Raw genomic sequence first — 20,834 nt, 5'->3', positions numbered from 1 at the left:
GACATCGGACAGGTTCACGCCGCGCGACGCTACCGAGCGCCCCTGTCGAGGCGTTGTCAGCGCTCGATGAGGGTGACCTCCAGGGAGTAGAGGGAGGCGCGGTAGATGTGCGAGCCGTGCTCGACCGCGCGGCCCTGGTCGTCGTAGGTGGTGCGGACCATGGTCAGCAGCGGCGCGCCCCGCCGCTCGTCGAGGAGTTTGGCCTCGGCCTGGGTGGCGGCGCGGGCGCCGACGCGCTGGTTGGCCACGCGCATCCGGACCCCGGCCTGGCGCAGCAGCTCGTACAGGCCGCGGTGCTGCAGGCTCTCGGCGCTGAGCTGGGCCAGGCCGAAGGGCAGCCAGTTGTGCATCACGGCGAGCGGCTCGCCGGCGGCGAAGCGCAGCCGCTCCAGGTAGAGGACCTGCACGCCGGTCTCGACGCCGAGGATGCGGGCGATCTCCTCGTCGGCCGGGCGGGGTTCGAGGGCGAGTACCTGGGTGGCCGGTTCCTGGCCGGCGCGGCGCAGGTCGTCGTAGAGGCTGGTGAGCTCGACCGAGCGCTTGACCTGGCCGTGGACCACCTGGGTGCCGACGCCGCGCTTGCGGACCAGCAGGCCCTTGTCCACGAGGTATTGGATCGCCTGCCGTACCGTGGGCCTGGACAGGCCCAGGCGGTCGGCGAGCAGGATCTCGTTGTCGAGGCGCGATCCGGGGGCCAGATCCCCGCGCCGGATGGCTTCGGCGATCTGCTCGGCGACCTGGAAATACAGGGGTACCGGGCTGGAGCGGTCCAGGTCGATGGCCAGGTTAGCGGTCATGCGATCAGCGTAATGGGGTCAGAATGTCCTGACAAACGGCTACCGTGGAATTATGGCGACGAATGATGATCTTCTGGACATCGCGGTCGAGGCGGCCACCGGAGCCGGCACCCGGCTGCGCGAGGTGTTCCGCACCGGGGCGCGGGTGGCGACCAAGACCGACTTCCACGATCCCGTCACCGAGCACGACCTCGCGGCCGAGGAGCAGATCCGCGCGGTGATCGGCAAACGCGCCCCAGGCAGCGTGATCGTGGGGGAGGAGGGCGGCACGCACCCCGGCTCGGGCGAGGTCACCTGGTACGTCGACCCGATCGACGGCACCGCCAACTTCGCCGCCGGAGTGGCCTTCTTCTGCGTCTCGATCGGCGCGGCCGTCGGCGGCGAGCTGGTCGCCGGGGCGATCTACGACCCGGTCCGTGACCAGCTCTTCACCGCCGGCGACGGCGGCGCCCGGTGCGACGGGGTCCCGCTGACCAGCGCGGGGCCGCGCACCGACCGGGAGGCGTTGCTGCTCACCAGCTACCCGAGCGCCTACGACCTGGCCCAGCAGGGGGAGGAGGCGCTGCACCGGTTCGGGCGGCTGGTCACCTCCTTCAGCGCGGTGCGCCGGCCGGGCAGCGCGGCGCTGAAGCTCGCGCACGTGGCCGCCGGCTGGGCACACGCCTGCTTCGGGCTCGGCGCGAGCCCGTGGGACGTGGCGGCGGGCGCGTTGCTCGTGCGCCGCGCGGGCGGCCGCTACCTGGGCGACCCGTTCACCGTCGGTCCCTACCTGGCCACCGTGGGCGGCTTCGACCTGGCCGGCTCCGCCCTCGCGGAGCTGGTCCCCGCATGATCCCCGGCATCGTGGAGCACAGCCGCGTCCGGCTCGGCGAGGGCGTGGACAACGTCGCCTGGGAGATCAACGGCGAGTACGTGGTGCGGGTGGGCAAGGGCGCGGTCAACCCCGCCGAGGTGGCGATCCTGCGCGCGGTGGCCGAGGTCTCGCCGCTGCCGGTGCCCGTCCCGGTCCACGCCGACCCGGAGGCCGGCGTGCTGGCCTACCGCAAGCTGCCCGGCGTGCCGCTGATCGACGGCCCGGCCGTCGATCCGGTACGGCTGGCGCCCGCGCTGGGCGGGTTCCTGACGGCGATCCACGGCGCGCCCATCGGGGCCGAGCGCGACGACTACCCGCTGAGCGGCCTGCTGGAGGAGGCGGAGGAGAGCTTCGCCGAGGTCGCCCCGGAGTTGCCCGCCCGTGCCCGCGCGAGGGTCGAGGAGTTCCTGGGGACCGCTCCGCCGCCGGCCGGCGAGGCGGTGGTGTTCTGCCACAACGACCTGGGCGCCGAGCACCTGCTGGTGGAGGCCGGGGCGATCAGCGGCGTCATCGACTGGGGCGACGCCGCGCTGACCGACCCGGCCCGCGACTTCGCGCTGCTCTGGCGCGACCTGGGGCCGGCCGCCTACGCCCGGATCCTGGAGTCCTACGGCGGCCCGGCCCCGGAGCACGCCCGCGTGCTGTTCTACGCCCGCTGCTCGCTGCTGGAGGACCTGGTCCACGGCCTGAGCACCGACCGGCGCTACTTCGAGGCGGGCCTGGCCCACCTGGACTGGACCTTCGGCTGACCGGCTGGCGGCTGGCCGGTTAGCCGGTGCGGTGCGCGCCGCCCTGCTCGACGTGCTCGACCATCACGCGCTCGGCGGCGGCTCCGTCGCCCGCCTCCAGCGCGGCCAGCAGCCGTTCGTGCGCCTCCAGCAGGTCGGCGGCCAGGGCGGGGTCGAGCCACAGCGAGTCGCCGGGCCGCACGGGAACGGTGTCGCGGACCGCCCGGATCTGCCGGCCGAGGAAGGCGGGGCCGCCGATGTCGGCGAGGGCCAGGTGCAACTGCTCGCTCCGGCCGCCGAGGGCCTCCAGGCGGCCGGCGGCCAGGTCCGCGCGCATCGACTCGTGCAGGGCGCGCAGCCGCTCCAGGTCGGCGGGGGTGCGCCGGGTGGCGGCGCGGCGGGCCGCGTAGCCCTCCAGGACCGCGCGCACGCCGTAGAACTCCTCCAGGGCCTCGCCGGTGAGGTCGGCGACGGTGGCGCCGTGGTGCGGCTCGTAGCTGATCAGCCGATCCTGCTCCAGGCGGCGCAGCGCCTCGCGGACCGGGGTGACCGAGACGCCCAGCCGCTCGGCGATGGCCGCGGCGCGCAGGGCCGTGCCGCCGGGCAGGCGCGCGGTGCGGATCTCCTCCAGGAGCACGGAGTAGACGTAGTCGGCTTTGCTCATCGGTGCGGGCACATCTTATAAGATATAAGACTATGGGAGCTTTGGATGGTATCCGGGTGATCGACGCGGCCACGCTCTTCGCCGGCCCCTCGGCGGCGATGCTGCTGGGTGACTTCGGCGCGGACGTGGTCAAGATCGAGCATCCGCGGCGGCCCGACCCGGCGCGCGGGCATGGCGCCTCCTCGCGCGGCGTGGGCCTGTGGTGGAAGACGCTGGGCCGCAACAAGCGGACGGCGGCCGTCGACCTGTCGCAGCCCGGCGGCCAGGAGATCCTGCGCAGGCTGGCGGTGGAGTCCGACGTGCTGGTGGAGAACTTCCGTCCCGGCACCCTGGAGCGCTGGAACCTCGGGCCCGAGGTGCTGCACGAGCTCAACCCGCGCCTGGTGGTCGCGCGGATGACCGGCTTCGGGCAGTTCGGGCCGATGGCCTCGCGGCCGGGGTTCGGCACGCTGGCCGAGGCGATGAGCGGCTTCGCGGCGATGACAGGGGAGCCCGACGGGCCGCCGACGTTGCCGCCGCTGGCCATGGCCGACGGCATCGCGGGGCTGGCGATGTCCTACGCGATCATGGTGGCGCTGCACGCCCGGGAGGCGACCGGACGCGGCCAGGTGATCGACATGGCGATCATCGAGCCGATCCTGGGGCTGCTCGGGCCGCAGATGACCGCCTACAAGGAGCTGGGCGTGGTGCCGCCGCGCACCGGCAACCGCTCCAGCAGCAACGCGCCGCGCAACACCTACCGCACCCGCGACGGGCGGTGGCTGGCCATCTCGACCAGCGCGCAGAGCATCGCCGAGCGGGTGGTCACGCTGGTGGGGCGGGCCGACCTGGTGGCCGAGCCGTGGTTCGCCACCGGCAGCGGGCGGGTGGCGCACGTGGAGGAGCTGGACGCGGCCGTGGGGTCGTGGATCGCCGAGCGGGACGCCGAGGAGGTCATCGCCAGGTTCGAGGAGGCGCAGGCGGCGGTGGCTCCGATCTACAATGTAAAGGACATCGCCGTTGACCCCCAGTACGAGGCGCTGAACACCTTCGTCGAGCTCCCCGACGAGGAGCTCGGCTCGGTGACCGTACAGAACGTGTTGTTCCGGCTGTCGGAGACGCCGGGGGAGGTGCGGTGGGCGGGGCCGCCGCACGGACGGCACACCGAGGAGATCCTCGGCGAGCTCGGCTACGCCGCCGAGGCCGTCGCGACGTTGCGCGCCGACGGGGTGATCGCGTGAGCGCGGCACCGCTGACCTGGCTGTACGTGCCGGGGGACCGGCCCGAGCGGTTCGCCAAGGCCGCCGGGTCCGGGGCGGACGTGGTCATCATCGACCTGGAGGACGCGGTCGCGGCCGAGCGCAAGGCGGAGGCCCTGGCCAACGCGCTGGCCTACCTCGGCGCCCGTGAGGGCGGGCCCGCCGTGCACGTGCGGGTGAACGACCCGGCCACCGAGCGCGGGCGGGCCGACGTGGCGGCGCTGGCCGGGGCGGGCGCCGACGGGCTGCGCGTGCCCAAGGTGGAGTCGCCGCGGGCGCTCGACCTGCCGGGGGAGACGCCGCTGTACGCGCTGGTGGAGTCGGCGGCGGGCGTGCTCGCCGCGCCGGCGATCGCCGCGCACCCGCGCGTGGCGGGCATCGCGCTCGGCGAGCAGGACCTGGCGGCCGAGCTGTCCATCACCGCCGAGAGCGCCCTCGATCACCTGCGGCTGCAGGTCATCCTCGCCGCGGCGGCGGCCGGGCTGCCGCCGGTGCCGATGTCGGTCTACCCGCACGTGCGCGACGAGGAGGGCCTGCTCGCCTCGTGCGTGCGCGGGCGCTCCATCGGCCTGTACGGCAGGGCCGCCATCCACCCCGCCCAGCTCCCCGTCATCCGCCGGGCCTTCCGCCCGAGCGCGGAGGAGGTGGCCAGGGCCCGCGAGATCGTCGAAGCGGCCGGCCGGGGCGCGGTGGCGCTCGCCGACGGGCGCTTCGTGGACGCGCCGGTCGTCGCGCGCGCCCGCCGGGTGCTGGACCTGGCCGGGGAGGAAGCGCCCTAGAACACCGCCCGCGCGAGGGCCGGCCCGCCCAGAATGGAGGTGGGGCGAGCCGAGGGAGGCGCGGTGGGGCTGTTCCGGCGGTTTCGAACTGATCTGGTGCAGCGCAGGAATCTCGAGGCCTACGCGCTGGCGGCGGCGGCGTTCGTCTGCGCCGTGGTGACGGCGGTGGACGACGTCCTCTCGGAGAACCTGCGCTGGGCGGTGGTGCTGGGCGGGATCGCGCTGCTGGTCTACCGGCTGACCCTGCCGCCGGAGCGGCTGGACCGCGACGCCGTACGGCCGGCCGACCGGCTGTCGTTCGAGGGCGAGCCGTTGTCGCAGCTGTTCGGCAAGGCCAAGGACGTGCGGATCTACGCGCCGACCGGGGTGAACCTGCTGTCGGCCCAGAACTGCCAGATGTTGTGGAACGGCCTGCTGGCCAAGCGGGGCGGCTCGTTGCAGGTGATCGTGCTGGACCCGGAGGCGGCCGAGGGGCTGCGGCTGGCCGAGGCCCAGCTCGACGGCTCGGAGGAGCACCAGGTGCAGGGCCTGCGCGAGGGCCTGGCCGGCACGCTGGGCCGGCTGGAGCGGATGCGCGACCCTGACCGGGTGGCCTACCGGCTGCTGGGCTTCAACCCGGGCTTCAGCCTCGTGCTGATCGATCCGAGGACCAGGCACGGGCGGGTCATCGTCGAGTTCCACGGGGTGCGCAACGAGTCGATCGTGGCGCGCATGCACCTGGAGCTGACGAAGGAGGCCCACCCGCGCTGGTTCGCCTACTGGTTCCGGCAGTTCGAGCGGTTGTGGGAGCTGGCCAGGACGCCGGATCAGCCGGTGTAGACCCAGCGCTGGCCGATCTCGGCGGCGGTGGGCGGCGGGCCGGGCAGCGGGCTGACGGCCGGGGGGTTGCGCAGGGCGTCGAGGATCAGGGTGAGGTAGCGCTCGCGCAGCTCGGCGATGCGTTCGGCGTCGCCGAGCTTGATCGAGGCGAGCTGCTCGAAGACCATCGCGAGGTCGTCCACGACCAGGCCGGGGCGCAGCACCCCGGCCTGCTGGGCCCGTTCGAAGACCTCGGCGCTGAGCTGGAAGGCGAGCTGGGAGTCGCGGAAGAGGTCCTCGGTGGGCGGGAAGGTGCCGGCCAGGGCGATGGTGAGCGAGTGGCTGTCGTAGGCGACCACGCCTCGCACGAAGGTGGCGAAGCCTTCCCAGGGGTCGTCCACGGCCAGGCCCTCGCGGGCGGCCTTGAGGAAGAGCTGTAGCCCGTCGGAGCAGAGTTTCTGCAGCAGCGCGTCCTTGCTGGGGTAGCGCCGGTAGAGAGCGCTGATCCCGACGCCCGCGCGGTCGGCGACGGCGGAGATGGGGGCTCCCGGATCGGTGGTGAACACCGTGCGCGCGGCCTGCAGGATCAGCTCGTCGTTGCGTGCGGCCTGCTTCTTGCGGCCGCTCATGGGTGGGCTGGTCATGCCGTCCACTATAAGGGAACGAATGATTCCGTTCTAGTAGGGCTAGCGCCGGTTGAACAACATCTTGGACCACGCGTATCCCGCCACGGCCAGGACGAGGCACCAGGCGACGGCGATGATCGCGTTGTCGCCGACCGGCAGGCCGAGCAGCAGGCCCCGCAACGTCGCGTTGATCAGCGTGAAGGGCTGGTACTCGGCGAACCAGCGTACCGCCGACGGCAGCGTCTCGGTGGGCACGAACGCGCTGCCGAGGAAGGGCAGGAGCTGGAAGAGCAGCGGCGTGTTGCTGGCGCCCTCCGGGTTCTTGGCCAGCAGGCCGAGCGCGACCGACAGCCAGGTGAGCGCGAAGGACAGCAGCGTGAGCAGCCCCAGCGCGCCGAGCCACTCCAGGACTCCGGCGGTGGGGCGGAAGCCCATCGCCAGCGCGATGCCGGCGACCAGGATCACCCCGGCCATCGCCTGGACCACGCTGCCGACGACGTGCCCGGTCAGCACCGAGGTCCTGGCGATGGACATGGTGCGGAAGCGGTTGACGATGCCCTTGGTCATGTCCACGCAGACCGCGACGGAGGTGGCCACCCCGGCCGCGGCCGCCGCGACGACCAGCACGCCGGGGGCGACGAAGTCGACGTACTCCAGGCCGTCGGCGGCGGTGCCGGCCAGGCCGGCCCTCATCGACCTGCCGAACAGGCCGACGAACAGCAGCAGCATGAAGGCGGGCATCAGCACGGTGCTGATGGTCATGGACGGGTAGCGCAGCGCGTGCTTGAAGCTGCGCCGGATCATGGTGGCCGAGTCGGCGAGGGTGAGCGCCAGCGGGCTCAGCCGCCGGACGCCGGGGCCGGTGGTGGGGACCGTGCTCATCGGGCGGGCTCCTTGTCGGGGGCGGGCCGGCCGGTCAGGGCCAGGAAGACGTCGTCGAGGTCGGGGGTGTGCACGGTGCAGGACTCGGGCTCCAGCCCGGCCCCGTCCAGGCGGTCGAGCAGGGTCCTGAGCGCGCGGACGCTGCCGTCGCCGGGCACCTGGAGGCTCAGCGCGGCCTCGTCGCGCCGCGCCGGGCCGAGCAGCCGGGCGGCGGCGTCGAACGAGTAGGGGTCGGCGAAGCGCAGGCTGACGTGGCCGCCGGGGACCATGCGCTTGAGCTCGTCGGGGGTGCCGTGGGCGGCCAGCCGGCCGTGGTCGAGCAGGGCGATGCGGTCGGCGAGCTGGTCGGCCTCCTCCAGGTACTGGGTGGTGAGGAAGACGGTCATGCCCTCGCTGAGCAGGTCGCGGATGATCTGCCAGGTGGTGTGCCGGCTGCGCGGGTCGAGGCCGGTGGTCGGCTCGTCGAGGAAGATCACCTTCGGCTCGCCCATGAGGGTCATCGCCAGGTCGAGGCGGCGCTGCATGCCGCCGGAGTAGGTGCCGGCGGGGCGTCTGGCCGCCTCGCCGAGCTCGAACCACTCCACCAGCGCGGTGGCGCGGCGGCGGCCTTCCGCGCGGTCGAGGTGGAGCAGGTCGGCCATCAGGCGGAGGTTCTCCTCGCCCGTGAGCAGCTCGTCCACGGCCGAGAACTGGCCGGTGACGCCGATCAGCGCGCGCACCGCGTCGGGGTCGGCGCGCACGTCGTGGCCGCCGACCCAGGCCCGGCCGGAGTCGGCGGTCAGCAGGGTGGACAGGATCTGCACGGTGGTGGTCTTGCCGGCGCCGTTCGGGCCGAGCAGGGAGAAGACGGTGCCGGCGGGGACCTCGAAGTCGACGCCGTCGAGGACGGTCTTGTCGCCGTAGGCCTTGCGCAGGCCGGAGACGGCGATGGCGGGGGCGGGCATGGGACCTCGTTTCGTCGGGCAACCCGGAGGACCGGGAGCCTGGGGGATCGGGAGGTTCATCCGAGGATGGGAAGGAGGTTCTTTCGGGGATCGGAAGGGGCGACCAGCAGGTTCTTGGGGGATGGGAAAGCGGGGGGTCAGGGGGCGCGGCGGACGCGGATGTCGCCGTAGCCGGCGCGGGCGGTGATCTCGGCGGTGCGCAGGCCGGCTCCCGGGCCGTCGCCGGCGTCGAGGCCGACGGAGACGGTGCCGTAGCCGGAGCTGACGTCGAGCCAGGCGGCGGTGCCCTCGGCGATGCCGATCTCGATGCCACCGGTGTTGGTCTCCAAAGTGACGGTGCCGCCGGAGACCTCGGCGACCCGCAGGTCCCCGTAGGCCGTGCTGATCGCCACGTCGCCGCCGGCGCGGCCGAGGAAGACCAGGCCGGAGGCGTGCCGGACGCGCAGGTCGCCGCCGGTCTCGGCGATCCGCACGTCGCCGTGGGTGGCCTTCACGGCGGTGTGGCCGCCGAGCCGCCCGGCCTCGATCGCCCCGTAGGCGGAGGTGATCGTGGTGGTCCCGCCGACCGAGCCGACGAAGACGTCGCCGTGCGCGGCGCTGACCCGCAGCGCCGCCGCGTGCTCGACGCGGACGTCGTGGTAGGAGGAGGTCAGCGTGCACTCGCCGAGCTCGCCGCTGGTGTGGATCTCACCGGCCGCGTCGACCTCGACGGCGGAGCCCGCGGGCAGGCCGATGTCGATGACGGTCTCGCCGCTCGCCCCGATGAGCCGGCTGAGCGGTCCCTTCTTGGGCCGCCGGACGACGAGCCGGCCGGCGGTGAACTCCACCCGGGTCTCGGCGGCGGCGCGGGCGTCCTCGGGGTCGGCCGGGTTGCCGGGCCGGACGAGGACCTCGGTGGTGATGCGCGGGCCGGCGTGGAAGCGGATCGGGCCGTAGACGCCCTCGACGGCGGCGGTGATGGGCTCTGGGGTGTCGTAGACGGGCACGTCAGCTCACCCATCCGGTGAACCGCTGGCCGGTCGCGCCGCTGTCGGGGGTGGCGGTGCGGCGGCGGGTGCGCTGGTCGAGGGCGGAGGCGACGACTCTCACCAGCCAGGAGTTGACCGACAGGCCCTCGCGGCCGGCCGCCTCGTCGATGCGGGGCTTGAGCTGTTCGGGGACGCGCAGGGCGACGCGGACGACGGCGCCGTCCTCGGCCTCCGGGACCGGCGCTTCGTCGGCGGGCGCTTCGTGGTGCCGCGTGGTGCCGGCGGCGGGCGGGGATGGTGTCACGACGAACTGGGGGTCGCGCCCGCGCAGCCGTACGTCCACCGAGCCGGGGGCCAGGTCGCGGGTGATCTCGTCGGCCGCGGCGGAGAGGGCTTCGAGCAGGGCGAGGCGGGCGGCCGACTCCACAGTGGCGGAGAGCCGGACGGCCAGGGCGCGCGCCTCCTCGCCGCCGGCTTCCGCGGCGAGGGCGATCTCGCGGCGGATGGTGTCGACGTAGGGCGTGAGATCCATGGCACCAGAATGGCACCAGAATGGTGCCACGGCAAGCGCGTGACCCACGTCCTGACAGCCGGTGGGCTGCTCCTCTAAAGGTCATTATGTCTTGACAAATGGTTCATCTGGCGTTCATTTTGTAGGCATCGCCAGCCGGAACGGGGGCCCGGCCGCTCTCTCGAAGGAGCCGTTCATGCGCACCGTTCCAGCCCTTTTAACCGTGGCCGTCCTCGCCACCGCCTGCGCTCCGTCCACCCAGGGCCCGGCCGCCGCGCCCGCGCCCGCGCCCAGCGCCTCCCAGGACGCCGCCTTCGACCTGGCGGCGCTCGTCGCCGCCGCCAAGGCGGAGGGCAGCGTGACCGTCTACGACTCCAGCGGCGACATCGAGGACGTCGCCAAGGCCTTCACCGCGAAGTACGGGATCCAGATGGAGGGCGTCAAGTCCGACTCCCCGGAGACCGCGGAGAAGATGATCCGCGAGCACGCCGCCGGCAACGTGACCATCGACGCCACCATGTACGAGGACGGCGGCGTGCTGGTCGGCCAGCTCCTGCCCCAGCAGATCGTGCACACCTGGATCCCCGGCGACCTGGCCAAGGACATCCCGCCGGAGAACCAGAACCCGCTGATGGCCCTGGCCAAGGCCACGATCTTCGCCTACAACACCAAGCTGTCACCGGACGGCTGCCCGGCCAAGAACGTCTGGGACCTGACCGAGCCCGAGTGGCGCGGCAAGGTCGTCATGCAGGACCCGCTCGGCAAGCCGACCGTCCTGTCGTTCTTCACGCAGCTCGACGCGCACGGCAACCAGGCGCTCGAACAGGCCTACCAGGCCAGGTACGGCAAGCCGCTGGAGACCAAGGAGAAGAGCGCCGCCTACGAGTGGATCAAGCGGCTCTCGGCCAACCAGCCCGTGCTGACCGGCTCCGACGAGGACATCTCCGGCGCCGTCGGCGCCCCCACCGCCAAGGACTCCAAGATCGGCTTCATGTCCATCTCGAAGTTCAGGAACAACGAGGAGAAGGGCTACACCCAGGCCGCCTGCACCGGCATGCAGCCCTTCGCCGGCTTCAGCTACCCGAAGTACGCGGCCATCGCCACCAAGAGCAAGCACCCCAACGCCGCCAAGCTCTTCGTGCACTTCATCATGACCGAGGAGGGCGTCAAGCACGAGATCGCCGAAGGCGGGGTCTCCGGCAACTCCACCGTCAAGCCGCTCGTGGTGCCCGAAGGTCTCAAGGACTGGAAGAGCGAGCTGTTCCACACCGACTCGGCCAAGCTCCTGGCCGACTTCCAGAACCGGCAGGTCGTGTCGGACTTCTGGCGGATCAACCACGGATGACGGGCCGGTTGCGCCGGGCGTGGGACGACCTGCGCGGCGCCTCGGGCGCCAGTTTCGTGGCCCTGGCCAGCGCGCAGATCGCCACCGCGCGGGCGGGCGCGGTGCTGGCCGTGGGGCCGGGTGCTGGGCGACCCGGCCTCGGTCACCGCCTGCGCCCTGGCCGCGCGCAAGGCCGGCAGCCGGGTGCGCCAGCACTTGACCCCCTGGACCTTGAGGAGACGATGAGATGACGACGGTCACCGACCGGCCGCCGATCCGGCGGCGGGTGGTCTACCGCTTACGCGTGCTGCGCCACGAGCCCACCGCGGCGATGGGCCTGATCCTGGTGATCCTGCTGCTGTACCTGGTGGTGGCCCCGCTCGGCGCGGTGATCTCCGACGCCTTCCGCGTGCAGTACGGGGACGAGGTGCACTCGGGCCAGCGGCCCGGCGAGTGGACCGGCTACTACCTGTGGCGGGTGTTCCGCTCGCAGATCAGCGGGCTGCTGTTCTGGGAGCCGCTGGTCAACACGGTGGTGGTCAGCGTCGGCACGGTGCTGTTCGCGCTGGTGGCCGGGGGCGGGATGGCCTTCCTGGTGACGCGCACCAACGTGCCCGGCCGCCGCTTCCTGGCCGGCGCGCTGGTCGTGCCGTACATGCTGCCGTCGTGGACGTTCTCGCTGGCGTGGCTGACGTTGTTCAAGAACGAGCGGGCCGGCGGGCAGGCGGGCATCCTGCAGTCGGCCGGGATCCGCACGCCCGACTGGCTGGCCTACGGGGCGGTGCCGATCATCGTGACGCTGGGGCTGCACTACTTCCCCTTCGTCTTCCTCCTGGTGGGCAACGCGCTGCGGCGCATCGACTCGCAACTGGAGGACTCGGCGCGCATCCTGGGCGCCTCGCGGGCCACGGTGGTGCGGCGCATCGTCGCGCCGCTGATGCTGCCCGCGTTGTCGAGCGCGGTGCTGCTGGTGGTGGGGCGGGTGCTCGGCACCTTCGGCACGCCGTACATCCTGGGGTTGCCGGCCGACTACCGGGTGCTGTCCACCGGCCTGTACCAGTCGATCCGCGACCGGAGCACGGGCGTGGCCTCGGTGCTGGCCTCGGTGATCGTGGTCATCGGCGTGCTGGTCGTGCTGGTGGACATGCGCCTGCTGCGCGAGCAGCGCCGGTTCGTGACGGTGGGCGGCAAGGGCGCGATGGACCGGCCGGCGGACCTGCGCCGCTGGCGCTGGCCGGCCGCCGCGCTGGCCGGGCTGACCCTGCTGGTCAGCGTGGCGATCCCGGTCGGGACGCTGGCCCTGTCCACGGTGACGCGCACGCCGGGGGTGTGGCGGGCCGACAACTTCACCCTCGACTTCTGGCTGGGCGAGCACCTGCCGGGCGCGGTCGGCTTCCCGCACGGGGTGCTGCGCGGCAGCGAGCTGTGGGAGGCGGCCTGGAACAGCCTGGTGATCGTCGGCAGCGCCGCGCTCATCTGCGGCGTGCTCGGGCTGCTGGTCGGCTACGTGGTGGTCAGGGGGACGGCCGGCCGGGTCGCCGGGTTCCTGCGGCAGGTGTCCTTCCTGCCCTACCTGATCCCCGGCATCGCCTTCGCCGCCGCGTCGCTGTCGCTGTTCGCCGTGCAGCGCGGACCGGTCCCGGCGCTGTACGGCACGACGGCCCTGCTGGTGATCGTGATGGCGGTGACGCATCTGCCGTACTCCTCGCGCTCGGGGATCGCGGCGATGACGCAGCTCGGCCGCGAGCCCGAGGAGGCGGCGCAGGTCAGCGGCGCCTCGTGGGCGGCGCGGATGCGGCTCATCGTCTTCCCCATCCAGAAGGGGGCGCTGGTCACCGGGGTGGTGCTGCCGTTCATCTCGGGCCTGAAGGAGCTCAGCATCGTGATCATGCTGACCACGACCGGGACCCAGTTGCTCACCACGCTCTCGATCAACCTCGTCGACTACGGCTACACCCAGCTCGCCAACGCGGTCGTGCTGATGATCGCGCTGGTCTCCTTCACCATGACCTATCTCGCGCAGCGCCTGACCAGGAGTTCCCTGGCGGCCGGGCTCGGAGGATGAATGATCACCTTACGCGGCGTGTCGAAGAGCTACGGCGGCTCCGCCCACGCGGTCAAGGACCTGGACCTGGTCGTCCCCGACGGGGCCTTCATGTGCCTGCTGGGCCCGTCGGGCTGCGGCAAGACGACGACCCTGCGCATGATCGCCGGGCTGGAGCAGCCGAGCGCCGGGACGATCGAGGTGGACGGCCGGGTGCTCGACTCGGTCGAGCAGGGCCGCTACGTGCCGCCGGAGAAGCGGCAGATGGGGCTCGTCTTCCAGAACTACGCGCTGTGGCCGCACCTGACGGTGCTGGGCAACACCGAGTTCGGGCTGCGCATGCGCAAGGTGCCCGGGCCGGAGCGGCGGGCGCGGGCGGAGGCGGCGCTGAAGATGGTGCACGTCGAGGACGCCATGGACCGCTACCCCTCGCAACTGTCCGGCGGGCAGCAGCAGCGGGTGGCCCTGGCGCGGATGCTGGCGGTCGGCCCGTCGGTGCTGCTGCTGGACGAGCCGCTGTCCAACCTGGACGCGCGGCTGCGGCTGGAGATGCGCGCCGAGCTCAAGCGCATCCACGAGGAGTCGGGGGCGACGATCGTCTTCGTCACCCACGACCAGCTCGAGGCGATGACCATGGCCACCCAGATCGCGGTCATGGAGGGCGGCACGCTGCAGCAGGTGGCGCCGCCGCTGGAGATGTATGCCCGGCCGGCCAACCGGTTCGTCGCCGAGTTCGTCGGCAGCCCGCCGATGAACCTGGTCGACACGCCGGGGATCGCGTCACTGCTGCGCTACGCCGGCGCCACGGACAAAGCGGGTGGAGCGGTCGCGACGGTCGGGGTCCGGCCGGAAGCGCTGCGGCTGGGCGAGCCCGCACCCGGCGCCTGGAGCGAGGAGGCGGTCGTCGAGGCGGTGCTCCCGGCGGGTTCGTCATGGACCACCCGGTTGCGCATCCAGGAGACTGAGCTGTTCGCGTTGTCCTACGAGCCGGTCGAGGCGGCGACCGGCGAGGTCGTGCGCTGCTGGGCGCGCGCGGCCGACCTGCACCTGTTCGGTGAGGATGGGAAGCGTTTGTGAAGGCGTTGCTGCTGGACTTCGGCGGGGTGCTGGTCGAGGGGGCCAAACGGCCCTCCTGGCCGGCCGAGCTGGCCAAGGAGGTGCACGGGCGGCTGGCGCGGGCCGGCTGCCTCGACCTGGACGTGGCGGAGGTGGAGCTCGACATCCGGGCGGGCGCCGACGCCGACCGCTACTGGAAGGACGCGATGTCGCGCCTGGCCGCGCCGGCCGAGATGACCCATCGCCAGTTCTGGGGCGACTACGTCGCGGCCGACTGGCCGGCCGCGGCGCGCGAGCTGGTGCTGGCCGAGGCGAGCGCGTTGTGCCGGCTGATGGGCGAGCTGCGCCAGGAGCGGCGGTTGCGGCCGGGCGTCCGCGAGCTGCTGGCGGCGTGCGAGGTGCCCGTGGCGGTGGTCAGCAACGCCCTGTGCGGCGCGGTGCACCGCGACTTCGTCGCCCGCCAGGAGCTGCCGGTGGCGCTGCAGGTCTACAGCGACGAGGTCGGAGTGCGCAAACCGAATCCGGAGATGATCTGGATCGCCACCCGCGCGCTCGGGGTCGACCCGGCCGACGTCTGGTACGTCGGCGACAACTTCGACCGCGACGCGCTGTGCGGGGTGCGGGCGGGCGTCGGCACCACGGTGATCGTCCGTTCCTCCAGCACCGACAAGATCCCCTACCGGGTACGGCAGCGCCCGAGCGCCGTCGTGGACGACATCCCCGCCCTGATCGCCCTGATGTCCGCCAGCTAACAGATTAGTCCTCATGTCTGGACAAACTATTGACCTTCGCGGACCGGGCGGTTAGAACAAGGTCACTCACCGGTCTTGGAGGTAGCCGTGAAGCGAACGCCGATCATCCTGGCTCTGCTGGGCTCGCTGGTCCTGGCCGGCTGCAGTTCCGGGGGCGGCGGCGGCCAGACGCAGCCGCCCGCCCCGGCCGGGGGCGGCCAGAGCCCCGCCGCCAACCAGGGCTCCTTCGCCGTCGTCACCCACGGCGGCGCGGGCGACTCCTTCTGGGACGTGGTCAAGAACGGCGCCGAGGCCGCCGGCAAGCAGTACGGGGTCACCGTCACCTACCAGGGCGACGGCGACCCGGGCAAGCAGTCGCAGCTCATCGACCAGGCGGTCGCGCAGAAGGTCGACGGCATCGTGGTCTCCATGGCCAACCCCGACGCGCTGAAGGAGGCCATCGGCAAGGCGGTCGCCGCCAAGATCCCCGTGATCACCATCAACTCCGGCGCCGACCGCTCAAAGGAGTTCGGGGCGGTCGCCCACGTCGGCCAGTCGGAGGACGTGGCCGGGCGCGGCGCGGGCGAGCAGCTCAAGGCGGCCGGCGTCACCAAGCTGCTGTGCGTCGTGCACGAGGCCGGCAACGTCGGGCTCGACCAGCGCTGCAAGGGCGCGGAGGAGACGCTCGGCGGCACGGTCGAGCGGCTGCAGGTCGACATCGCCAACCTCGCCGACGTCACCTCGAAGGTCACCGCGAAGCTGCAGTCGGACAAGGCGGTCAACGGCATCCTGGCGCTGAACAACGCCGTCGCCATCGCCGCCCGCGACGCCGTGCGCGACTCCGGCTCGCAGGCCAAGCTGGCCACCTTCGACCTGTCCGCCGACGTGGTCGCCGCGATCAAGGACGGGCAGATCCTGTTCGCCGTCGACCAGCAGCAGTACCTGCAGGGCTGGCTGCCGATCACCTTCCTCACCCTGCACAAGAAGAACCTCAACACCGTCGGCGGCGGCCTGCCGGTCAACACCGGACCCGGCTTCGTGACCAAGGACAACGCCGAGGCCATCGCCAAGCTGGCCGAGGGCGGCACCAGGTGACGAGCGCCGCCGTGGACGAGCGGCTGGCCCACGCCGGACCGCTGCGCCGCCTGCTGATCCGCCCCGAGCTCGGGGCGGTGGTCGGCGCGGTCGTCGTCTTCGCCTTCTTCGCCGCCCAGTCGGAGGTCTTCCGCTCGGTGGCCGGCGTCGCCAACTGGCTCGACCCGGCGGCCACGCTGGGCATCATGGCGGTCGCCGTCGCCCTGCTCATGATCGGCGGCGAGTTCGACCTGTCGGCGGGCGTGCTGACCGGCACCAGCGGCCTGGTGCTGGTCATCCTGGCCACCCGCTTCGGCGTCAACGTCTGGCTGGCGATGCTGGCCGGGCTGGTCGTCGCGCTGGCGGTCGGCTTCCTCAACGGCCTCATGGTCACCCGCACCAAGCTGCCGAGCTTCATCGTGACGCTGGGCACCTTCCTGATGCTGCAGGGCGTCAACCTGGGCGTCACCAAGGCGCTGACCGGCACCGTCCAGGTCAGCGGCCTGGCCAGGGCCGACGGCTACGAGCTGGCCCGCACCCTGTTCGGCGGCACGATCACCGTCGGCGGGGTCGGGTTCCGGGTGGCGATCCTGTGGTGGCTCGGCCTGACCGCGCTCGCCACCTGGTTCCTCATGCGCACCCGCGCGGGCAACTGGGTCTTCGCCGTCGGCGGCAACGACCTGGCCGCCCGCGCGGTCGGGGTGCCCGCCGCCCGCACCAAGATCGCGCTGTTCATGACGACCGCCTTCGCCGCCTGGCTGGTCGGCTCCATGCTCGCGCTGCGCTACACCAGCGTGCAGGCCAACATCGGCATCGGGCAGGAGTTCATCTACATCATCGCCGCCGTCATCGGCGGCTGCCTGCTCACCGGCGGGTACGGCTCGGCCATCGGCGCCTCCATCGGCGCGGTCATCTTCGGGATGGCCGACAAGGGCATCGTCTTCCTCGGCTGGGACGCCGACTGGTTCATGTTCTTCCTCGGCGCGATGCTGCTGCTGGCCACGCTGGCCAACCGGCTGGTGCGCCGCTACGCCGAGCAGGTGAGACATTGATCCTCGAGACCCGCGCCATCGGCAAGTCGTTCGGCTCGGTGCTGGCCCTGCGCGAGGTGTCGATGCTGGTCGAGCCCGGCACCGTGACCTGCGTGCTGGGCGACAACGGCGCCGGCAAGTCCACCCTGATCAAGATCCTGGCCGGGGTGCACCAGCACGACTCCGGCGAGTACCTGCTCGACGGCCAGGCCGTACGGCTGGCCAGCCCGCGGGCGGCGCTCGACCGCGGCATCGCCACCGTCTACCAGGACCTGGCGATGATCCCGCTGATGTCGGTCTGGCGGAACTTCTTCCTCGGCTCCGAGCCACGCAAGTCCTTCGGCCGCTTCGACATCGCCACCGCCAAGCGGGTGGCCCGCGAGGAGCTGCGCGCGATGGGCATCGACATCCGCGACGTGGACCAGCCGGTCGGCACCCTGTCCGGCGGCGAGCGGCAGTCGGTCGCCATCGCCCGGGCGGTGCACTTCGGGGCCAAGATCCTCATCCTGGACGAGCCCACCTCCGCCCTCGGCGTCAAGCAGGCCGGGGTGGTGCTGCGCTACATCGTGCGCGCCCGTGATCGCGGGCTCGGCGTCGTGTTCATCACGCACAACCCGCACCACGCCTACCCGGTCGGCGACCGCTTCCTGCTGCTCAACCGCGGCGCCAGCCTGGGCCTGCACGCCAAGGCCGACATCGCGCTGCAGGAGCTGACCTCGCTGATGGCCGGCGGCGCCGAGCTGGAGCAGCTCGCCCACGAGCTGGCCGGACCTGGAGCCGATCCGAAGCGGACCTGAAGCGCGTCCCGGCACGGTGGGTCCCATGAACAAGCCCTCTGTGACAGTGCTCGGCCTCGGCCTCCTGGGACACGCCGTGGCCCGCACCTTCCTCGACGCCGGCCACCCGACCACGGTGTGGAACCGCACCGCGGCCAAGGCCGACGACCTGGTCGCCGCCGGAGCCGGCCGGGCCGCCGACCCGGTGGCGGCGGCGCAGGCGAGCGACCTCGTGGTGCTCGTCGTGCTCGACCAGGCGGCGGCCGGCGAGCTGCTGGCCGCGATGGGCGAGACGCTGGCCGGCCGTACCGTGGTGAACCTCACCAACGGCACGCCCGAGCAGGCCCGCGAGCTCGACACCGTGGTCCGCGGCTTCGGCGCCCGCTACCTGGACGGCGGCGTGATGGCGGTCCCGCCGATGATCGGCTCCCGCGAGGCGCTGATCCTCTACAGCGGCGCTGCCGACGCCTTCGCCGAGCATCGCGCCACCCTGGACGTCCTGGCCACCCCCGACTTCGTCGACACCGACCCCGGCACCGCCGCGTTGTACGACCTGGCCCTGCTCAGCGCCATGTACGGCATGTTCGGCGGCGTCTACCACGCCCTGGCGATGATCTCCAACGCCGGGATCAAGACCACCGAGTTCGGCCCGCGCATCGAAACCTGGCTCCAGGCGATGCTCAGCGTCGTGCGCGAGGGCGCCGAGGAGGTCGACAGCGACCACTTCGCCACCGACGTGTCCAACCTGGCGATGAACGACCTGATCTTCCCCAACTTCTTCGCCGCCAGCGAGGAGCTGGGCGTGCGCACCGACTTCCTGGAGCCGCACCGCCGGCTGATGGCCGAGGCGGTCGCCGCCGGGTACGGCGGGGACAGCCTGATGCGGGTGGTCACGCTGCTGCGCAGGCCGCCGGGTAACGTGAGCGCGTCCGACTGAGCACGACGAAGGGATGGGCGCGATGTCTCGCGACGCCGTCTGGGCGGTCATCACCGGCATGTACGACGCCTACGCGCGAGGCGACCGGGCCGGGATCGACCGGCTCCTGCACCCGGAGGCGACCATCTGGGACTCGGCGGCGCCCGAGCTGATCACCAGCCGCGCCCAGCTCGACGCCGTCCGGGACGCGCGGCCCGCCGGCGGGCCGGCGGAGACCGGCGTCCATCCCCTCGACGAGGTCGTGGACGTGTGGGGCGAGACCGCCCTCGCGCGCTACGTGCTGCGCGTCGACTTCGCCGACGGCCCGCCGGAGCTGGTCAGGACGACCGCGGTGCTCCGCCGGGCCGACGAGGCGTGGCTGATCGTGCACGTCCACGAGAACACCATCTGACCTGCGGGTATGCTGGCCGTACCGGGCGCGGCGCACAGCCGCGGGTGATCGAGACAGGCGTCTGGCACAGTCGCCGGACGAGGGGGCGGGCCTAGGGTTCGCAACAACTTCTACGCCCCCCTCCGAGGAGTTCCATGACTGCCACAGACACGCGGACGCTGCCCATCGGCGCGGCTTTCGACCGCATGCCGTTCACCCGGCGGCACGTGCTCATCGCGCTGGCGCTCTTCATCGCCTTCGTCATCGAATCCTGGGAGCAGCTCGCGCTGATCTACGTCGCCGACGACCTCGGCGCCTCCTTCGGCATCGACGAGGGCGGCGTCGGCCTGGTCCTCTCGGCGGTGGCCTTCGGCATGATCCCGGGCGTGCTCATCTGGGGGCCGATCGCCGACCGCATCGGACGGCTGCCGACCAGCTTCTGGTCGCTGGTCGCCTACGGGGTGATCGCCCTGGCCTCCGCCTTCGCGCCCAACCTGCCGGTCCTGCTCACCCTGCGGGTGGCCTCCGGCCTGGCGCTGGCGGGCGTCTACACCATCACCTTCCCCTACTTCCTCGAACTGCTGCCCACCAGGCAGCGCGGCAAGGCCGCGGTCTACCTGTCCATCGGCTGGCCGATCGGCATCCTGGCCGCCATCGGCGCCTCGCTGGCCCTGGGCCACCTGGGCTGGCACGTCGTGGCCATCGCCAGCGCCGCCGCCGGGCTGTGGGCCTTCGCCATCCGCGCCTGGGTGCCGGAGTCGCCCTACTGGCTGGCCGCCCGCGGCCGGCAGGCCGAGGCCCGCGCGGTGCTGCGCGAGCTGGGCAGCCCCGACTGGGACGCCACCTTCACCGTCACCACCGAGCGTGTCGGCAACCCGCTCGACCTGTTCCGCGGCAAACTCGCCCGGATCACCGTGCTGATGCTGCTGCTCAACTTCGCCTTCAACTGGGGCTACTGGGGGCTGCAGACCTGGCTGCCGACGCTGCTGCAGGAGAAGGGCCTGACGTTGTCGGCCTCGCTCGGCTTCGCGGCGCTCAGCGCGCTGATGATGATCCCCGGCTACGTCAGCGCCTCCTGGCTGACCGGGCGCTTCGGCCGCAAGAAGGTCTTCCTCTCCTACGTCGCGGCCGCGGCCGTCGGCGGGCTCTGGTTCGCCACCGCCTCGGCCACCTGGGAGCTGTACGCGGGCAATTTCGTGCTCTCCTTCTTCAGCCTCGGCGCGTGGGGCGTCTGGAACACCTGGAACGGCGAGTTCTACCCGACCGCGCTGCGCGGCACCGGCTACTCCTGGGCCACCGCCGCCCAGCTCGTCGCCACCACCGCCGCGCCCTCCGCGGTCGGCGCGCTGCTCGCGGCCTCGACCGGGTTCACGCCGACCATGCTGATCATCAACGCCTTCCTGGCCGTCACGGTGCTGCTGGCCCTGCCGCTGCCCGAGACCGAGGGGCGCGAGCTGGAGTGATCCTCGGCGTCGCACTCGGCCGGCCGGCGAACACCCTCGTCGCCGTCCGCTCCGACGCCCGTTTCCACCACCCGCCGCCCGACGGCGCCGCCTACCGCGCCGTCTGCGTGGCCGCCGACCTCGACGCGGTACGGCAGGCGCCGGTGGCCGCGCTCCGGGTGGCCGGGCCCTGCCCCGACACCAGGCGGCCCCGGGACGGCCCGGGCGCCGGGCCCGCCCACGGGCGCGCCGGCCACACCC

The 20,834-nt window shown here is 72.5% G+C and carries 24 protein-coding genes; 17 read left to right on the top strand and 7 right to left on the bottom strand.

Annotated elements, in window-relative coordinates; translation table 11 throughout:
• Positions 1 to 56 precede the first annotated feature (56 nt).
• A complete protein-coding gene (locus AB0I67_RS31625; RefSeq protein ID WP_357930902.1) occupies positions 57 to 797 on the bottom strand; it encodes a GntR family transcriptional regulator in 741 nt (246 codons plus the stop codon).
• Positions 798 to 849: 52 nt separating this feature from the next.
• Between AB0I67_RS31625 and AB0I67_RS31620 the strand changes: the two genes are divergently transcribed.
• Together AB0I67_RS31620 and AB0I67_RS31615 are read left to right on the top strand one after the other, a co-directional pair.
• Positions 850 to 1,629, top strand: a complete 780-nt coding sequence (locus tag AB0I67_RS31620) for an inositol monophosphatase family protein (RefSeq protein ID WP_357930899.1) — start codon at positions 850 to 852, stop codon at positions 1,627 to 1,629.
• Positions 1,626 to 2,399 (top strand): phosphotransferase, encoded by a 774-nt coding sequence (locus AB0I67_RS31615; protein WP_357930896.1) that lies wholly within the window; start codon positions 1,626 to 1,628, stop codon positions 2,397 to 2,399. Before AB0I67_RS31620 ends, AB0I67_RS31615 begins: the two co-directional genes overlap by 4 nt.
• 19 nt (positions 2,400 to 2,418) lie before the next feature.
• Here AB0I67_RS31615 and AB0I67_RS31610 read toward each other — a convergent pair whose 3' ends face one another.
• Positions 2,419 to 3,042, bottom strand: coding sequence for a GntR family transcriptional regulator (locus AB0I67_RS31610; RefSeq protein WP_357930893.1), 624 nt, complete (start codon positions 3,040 to 3,042; stop codon positions 2,419 to 2,421).
• 32 nt (positions 3,043 to 3,074) lie between these two features.
• On the opposite strand from AB0I67_RS31610, the gene AB0I67_RS31605 reads away from it, so the two are divergent.
• The 3 genes from AB0I67_RS31605 (at position 3,075) to AB0I67_RS31595 (ending at position 5,878) form a co-directional block, all read left to right on the top strand.
• Positions 3,075 to 4,262: a CoA transferase gene (locus AB0I67_RS31605; RefSeq protein WP_357930891.1), complete on the top strand. Its 1,188-nt coding sequence runs from the start codon at positions 3,075 to 3,077 to the stop codon at positions 4,260 to 4,262.
• A complete protein-coding gene (locus tag AB0I67_RS31600; RefSeq protein ID WP_357930890.1) occupies positions 4,259 to 5,059 on the top strand; it encodes a CoA ester lyase in 801 nt (266 codons plus the stop codon). Before AB0I67_RS31605 ends, AB0I67_RS31600 begins: the two co-directional genes overlap by 4 nt.
• 96 nt (positions 5,060 to 5,155) lie before the next feature.
• Entirely contained in the window at positions 5,156 to 5,878 is a 723-nt protein-coding gene (locus AB0I67_RS31595; RefSeq protein WP_357930888.1) for a hypothetical protein, read from the top strand.
• Here the strand turns inward: AB0I67_RS31595 and AB0I67_RS31590 are convergent.
• The 5 genes from AB0I67_RS31590 to AB0I67_RS31570 form a co-directional block, all read right to left on the bottom strand.
• Positions 5,866 to 6,501: a TetR/AcrR family transcriptional regulator gene (locus AB0I67_RS31590; protein WP_357930887.1), complete on the bottom strand. Its 636-nt coding sequence runs from the start codon at positions 6,499 to 6,501 to the stop codon at positions 5,866 to 5,868. The two genes, AB0I67_RS31595 and AB0I67_RS31590, sit on opposite strands and share 13 nt — an antisense overlap.
• 42 nt (positions 6,502 to 6,543) lie before the next feature.
• Entirely contained in the window at positions 6,544 to 7,365 is an 822-nt protein-coding gene (locus AB0I67_RS31585) for an ABC transporter permease (RefSeq protein WP_357930886.1), read from the bottom strand.
• Positions 7,362 to 8,309 (bottom strand): ATP-binding cassette domain-containing protein, encoded by a 948-nt coding sequence (locus AB0I67_RS31580; RefSeq protein ID WP_357930884.1) that lies wholly within the window; start codon positions 8,307 to 8,309, stop codon positions 7,362 to 7,364. The genes AB0I67_RS31585 and AB0I67_RS31580 overlap by 4 nt, the downstream gene beginning before the upstream one ends.
• A gap of 137 nt (positions 8,310 to 8,446) precedes the next feature.
• Positions 8,447 to 9,295 (bottom strand): DUF4097 family beta strand repeat-containing protein, encoded by an 849-nt coding sequence (locus AB0I67_RS31575; protein WP_357930881.1) that lies wholly within the window; start codon positions 9,293 to 9,295, stop codon positions 8,447 to 8,449.
• Between the two features lies 1 nt (position 9,296).
• Positions 9,297 to 9,809: a hypothetical protein gene (locus AB0I67_RS31570; protein WP_357930878.1), complete on the bottom strand. Its 513-nt coding sequence runs from the start codon at positions 9,807 to 9,809 to the stop codon at positions 9,297 to 9,299.
• Between the two features lie 175 nt (positions 9,810 to 9,984).
• Between AB0I67_RS31570 and AB0I67_RS31565 the strand changes: the two genes are divergently transcribed.
• The 12 genes from AB0I67_RS31565 to AB0I67_RS31510 form a co-directional block, all read left to right on the top strand.
• Complete coding sequence (locus AB0I67_RS31565) at positions 9,985 to 11,133, top strand: ABC transporter substrate-binding protein (protein WP_357930876.1); 1,149 nt, start codon at positions 9,985 to 9,987, stop codon at positions 11,131 to 11,133.
• Complete coding sequence (locus tag AB0I67_RS31560; RefSeq protein ID WP_357930874.1) at positions 11,130 to 11,363, top strand: hypothetical protein; 234 nt, start codon at positions 11,130 to 11,132, stop codon at positions 11,361 to 11,363. Before AB0I67_RS31565 ends, AB0I67_RS31560 begins: the two co-directional genes overlap by 4 nt.
• On the top strand, positions 11,360 to 13,177 hold the full coding sequence (locus AB0I67_RS31555) for an iron ABC transporter permease (RefSeq protein ID WP_357930871.1): 1,818 nt from the start codon (positions 11,360 to 11,362) through the stop codon (positions 13,175 to 13,177). The genes AB0I67_RS31560 and AB0I67_RS31555 overlap by 4 nt, the downstream gene beginning before the upstream one ends.
• Positions 13,178 to 14,233, top strand: coding sequence for an ABC transporter ATP-binding protein (locus AB0I67_RS31550; RefSeq protein WP_357930868.1), 1,056 nt, complete (start codon positions 13,178 to 13,180; stop codon positions 14,231 to 14,233).
• Positions 14,230 to 14,964: an HAD family hydrolase gene (locus AB0I67_RS31545; RefSeq protein WP_357930864.1), complete on the top strand. Its 735-nt coding sequence runs from the start codon at positions 14,230 to 14,232 to the stop codon at positions 14,962 to 14,964. The genes AB0I67_RS31550 and AB0I67_RS31545 overlap by 4 nt, the downstream gene beginning before the upstream one ends.
• Positions 14,965 to 15,051: 87 nt before the next feature.
• On the top strand, positions 15,052 to 16,038 hold the full coding sequence (locus AB0I67_RS31540) for a sugar ABC transporter substrate-binding protein (RefSeq protein ID WP_357930861.1): 987 nt from the start codon (positions 15,052 to 15,054) through the stop codon (positions 16,036 to 16,038).
• The gene (locus AB0I67_RS31535; protein WP_357930858.1) at positions 16,035 to 17,069 is read left to right on the top strand and encodes an ABC transporter permease; all 1,035 of its coding nucleotides are present in this window, start codon (positions 16,035 to 16,037) and stop codon (positions 17,067 to 17,069) included. Before AB0I67_RS31540 ends, AB0I67_RS31535 begins: the two co-directional genes overlap by 4 nt.
• Positions 17,066 to 17,845 (top strand): ATP-binding cassette domain-containing protein, encoded by a 780-nt coding sequence (locus AB0I67_RS31530; RefSeq protein WP_357930855.1) that lies wholly within the window; start codon positions 17,066 to 17,068, stop codon positions 17,843 to 17,845. The genes AB0I67_RS31535 and AB0I67_RS31530 overlap by 4 nt, the downstream gene beginning before the upstream one ends.
• A gap of 25 nt (positions 17,846 to 17,870) precedes the next feature.
• Positions 17,871 to 18,761 carry an NAD(P)-binding domain-containing protein gene (locus tag AB0I67_RS31525; protein ID WP_357930852.1) on the top strand — a complete coding sequence of 297 codons (891 nt, stop codon included), beginning with the start codon at positions 17,871 to 17,873 and terminating at the stop codon, positions 18,759 to 18,761.
• Between the two features lie 22 nt (positions 18,762 to 18,783).
• A complete protein-coding gene (locus AB0I67_RS31520) occupies positions 18,784 to 19,152 on the top strand; it encodes a nuclear transport factor 2 family protein (protein WP_357930849.1) in 369 nt (122 codons plus the stop codon).
• 134 nt (positions 19,153 to 19,286) lie between these two features.
• Complete coding sequence (locus tag AB0I67_RS31515) at positions 19,287 to 20,594, top strand: MFS transporter (protein WP_357930848.1); 1,308 nt, start codon at positions 19,287 to 19,289, stop codon at positions 20,592 to 20,594.
• Positions 20,591 to 20,834: hypothetical protein (locus AB0I67_RS31510; RefSeq protein WP_357930845.1), on the top strand; the 244-nt coding region annotated here is incomplete at its 3' end. The genes AB0I67_RS31515 and AB0I67_RS31510, both read left to right, overlap by 4 nt.

It is taken from the genome of Nonomuraea sp. NPDC050310, from assembly GCF_040655795.1.
Classification (GTDB): domain Bacteria; phylum Actinomycetota; class Actinomycetes; order Streptosporangiales; family Streptosporangiaceae; genus Nonomuraea.
The sequence above is the reverse complement of the archived record's forward strand: the minus strand, read 5'-3'. Positions and strand labels throughout refer to the sequence as shown.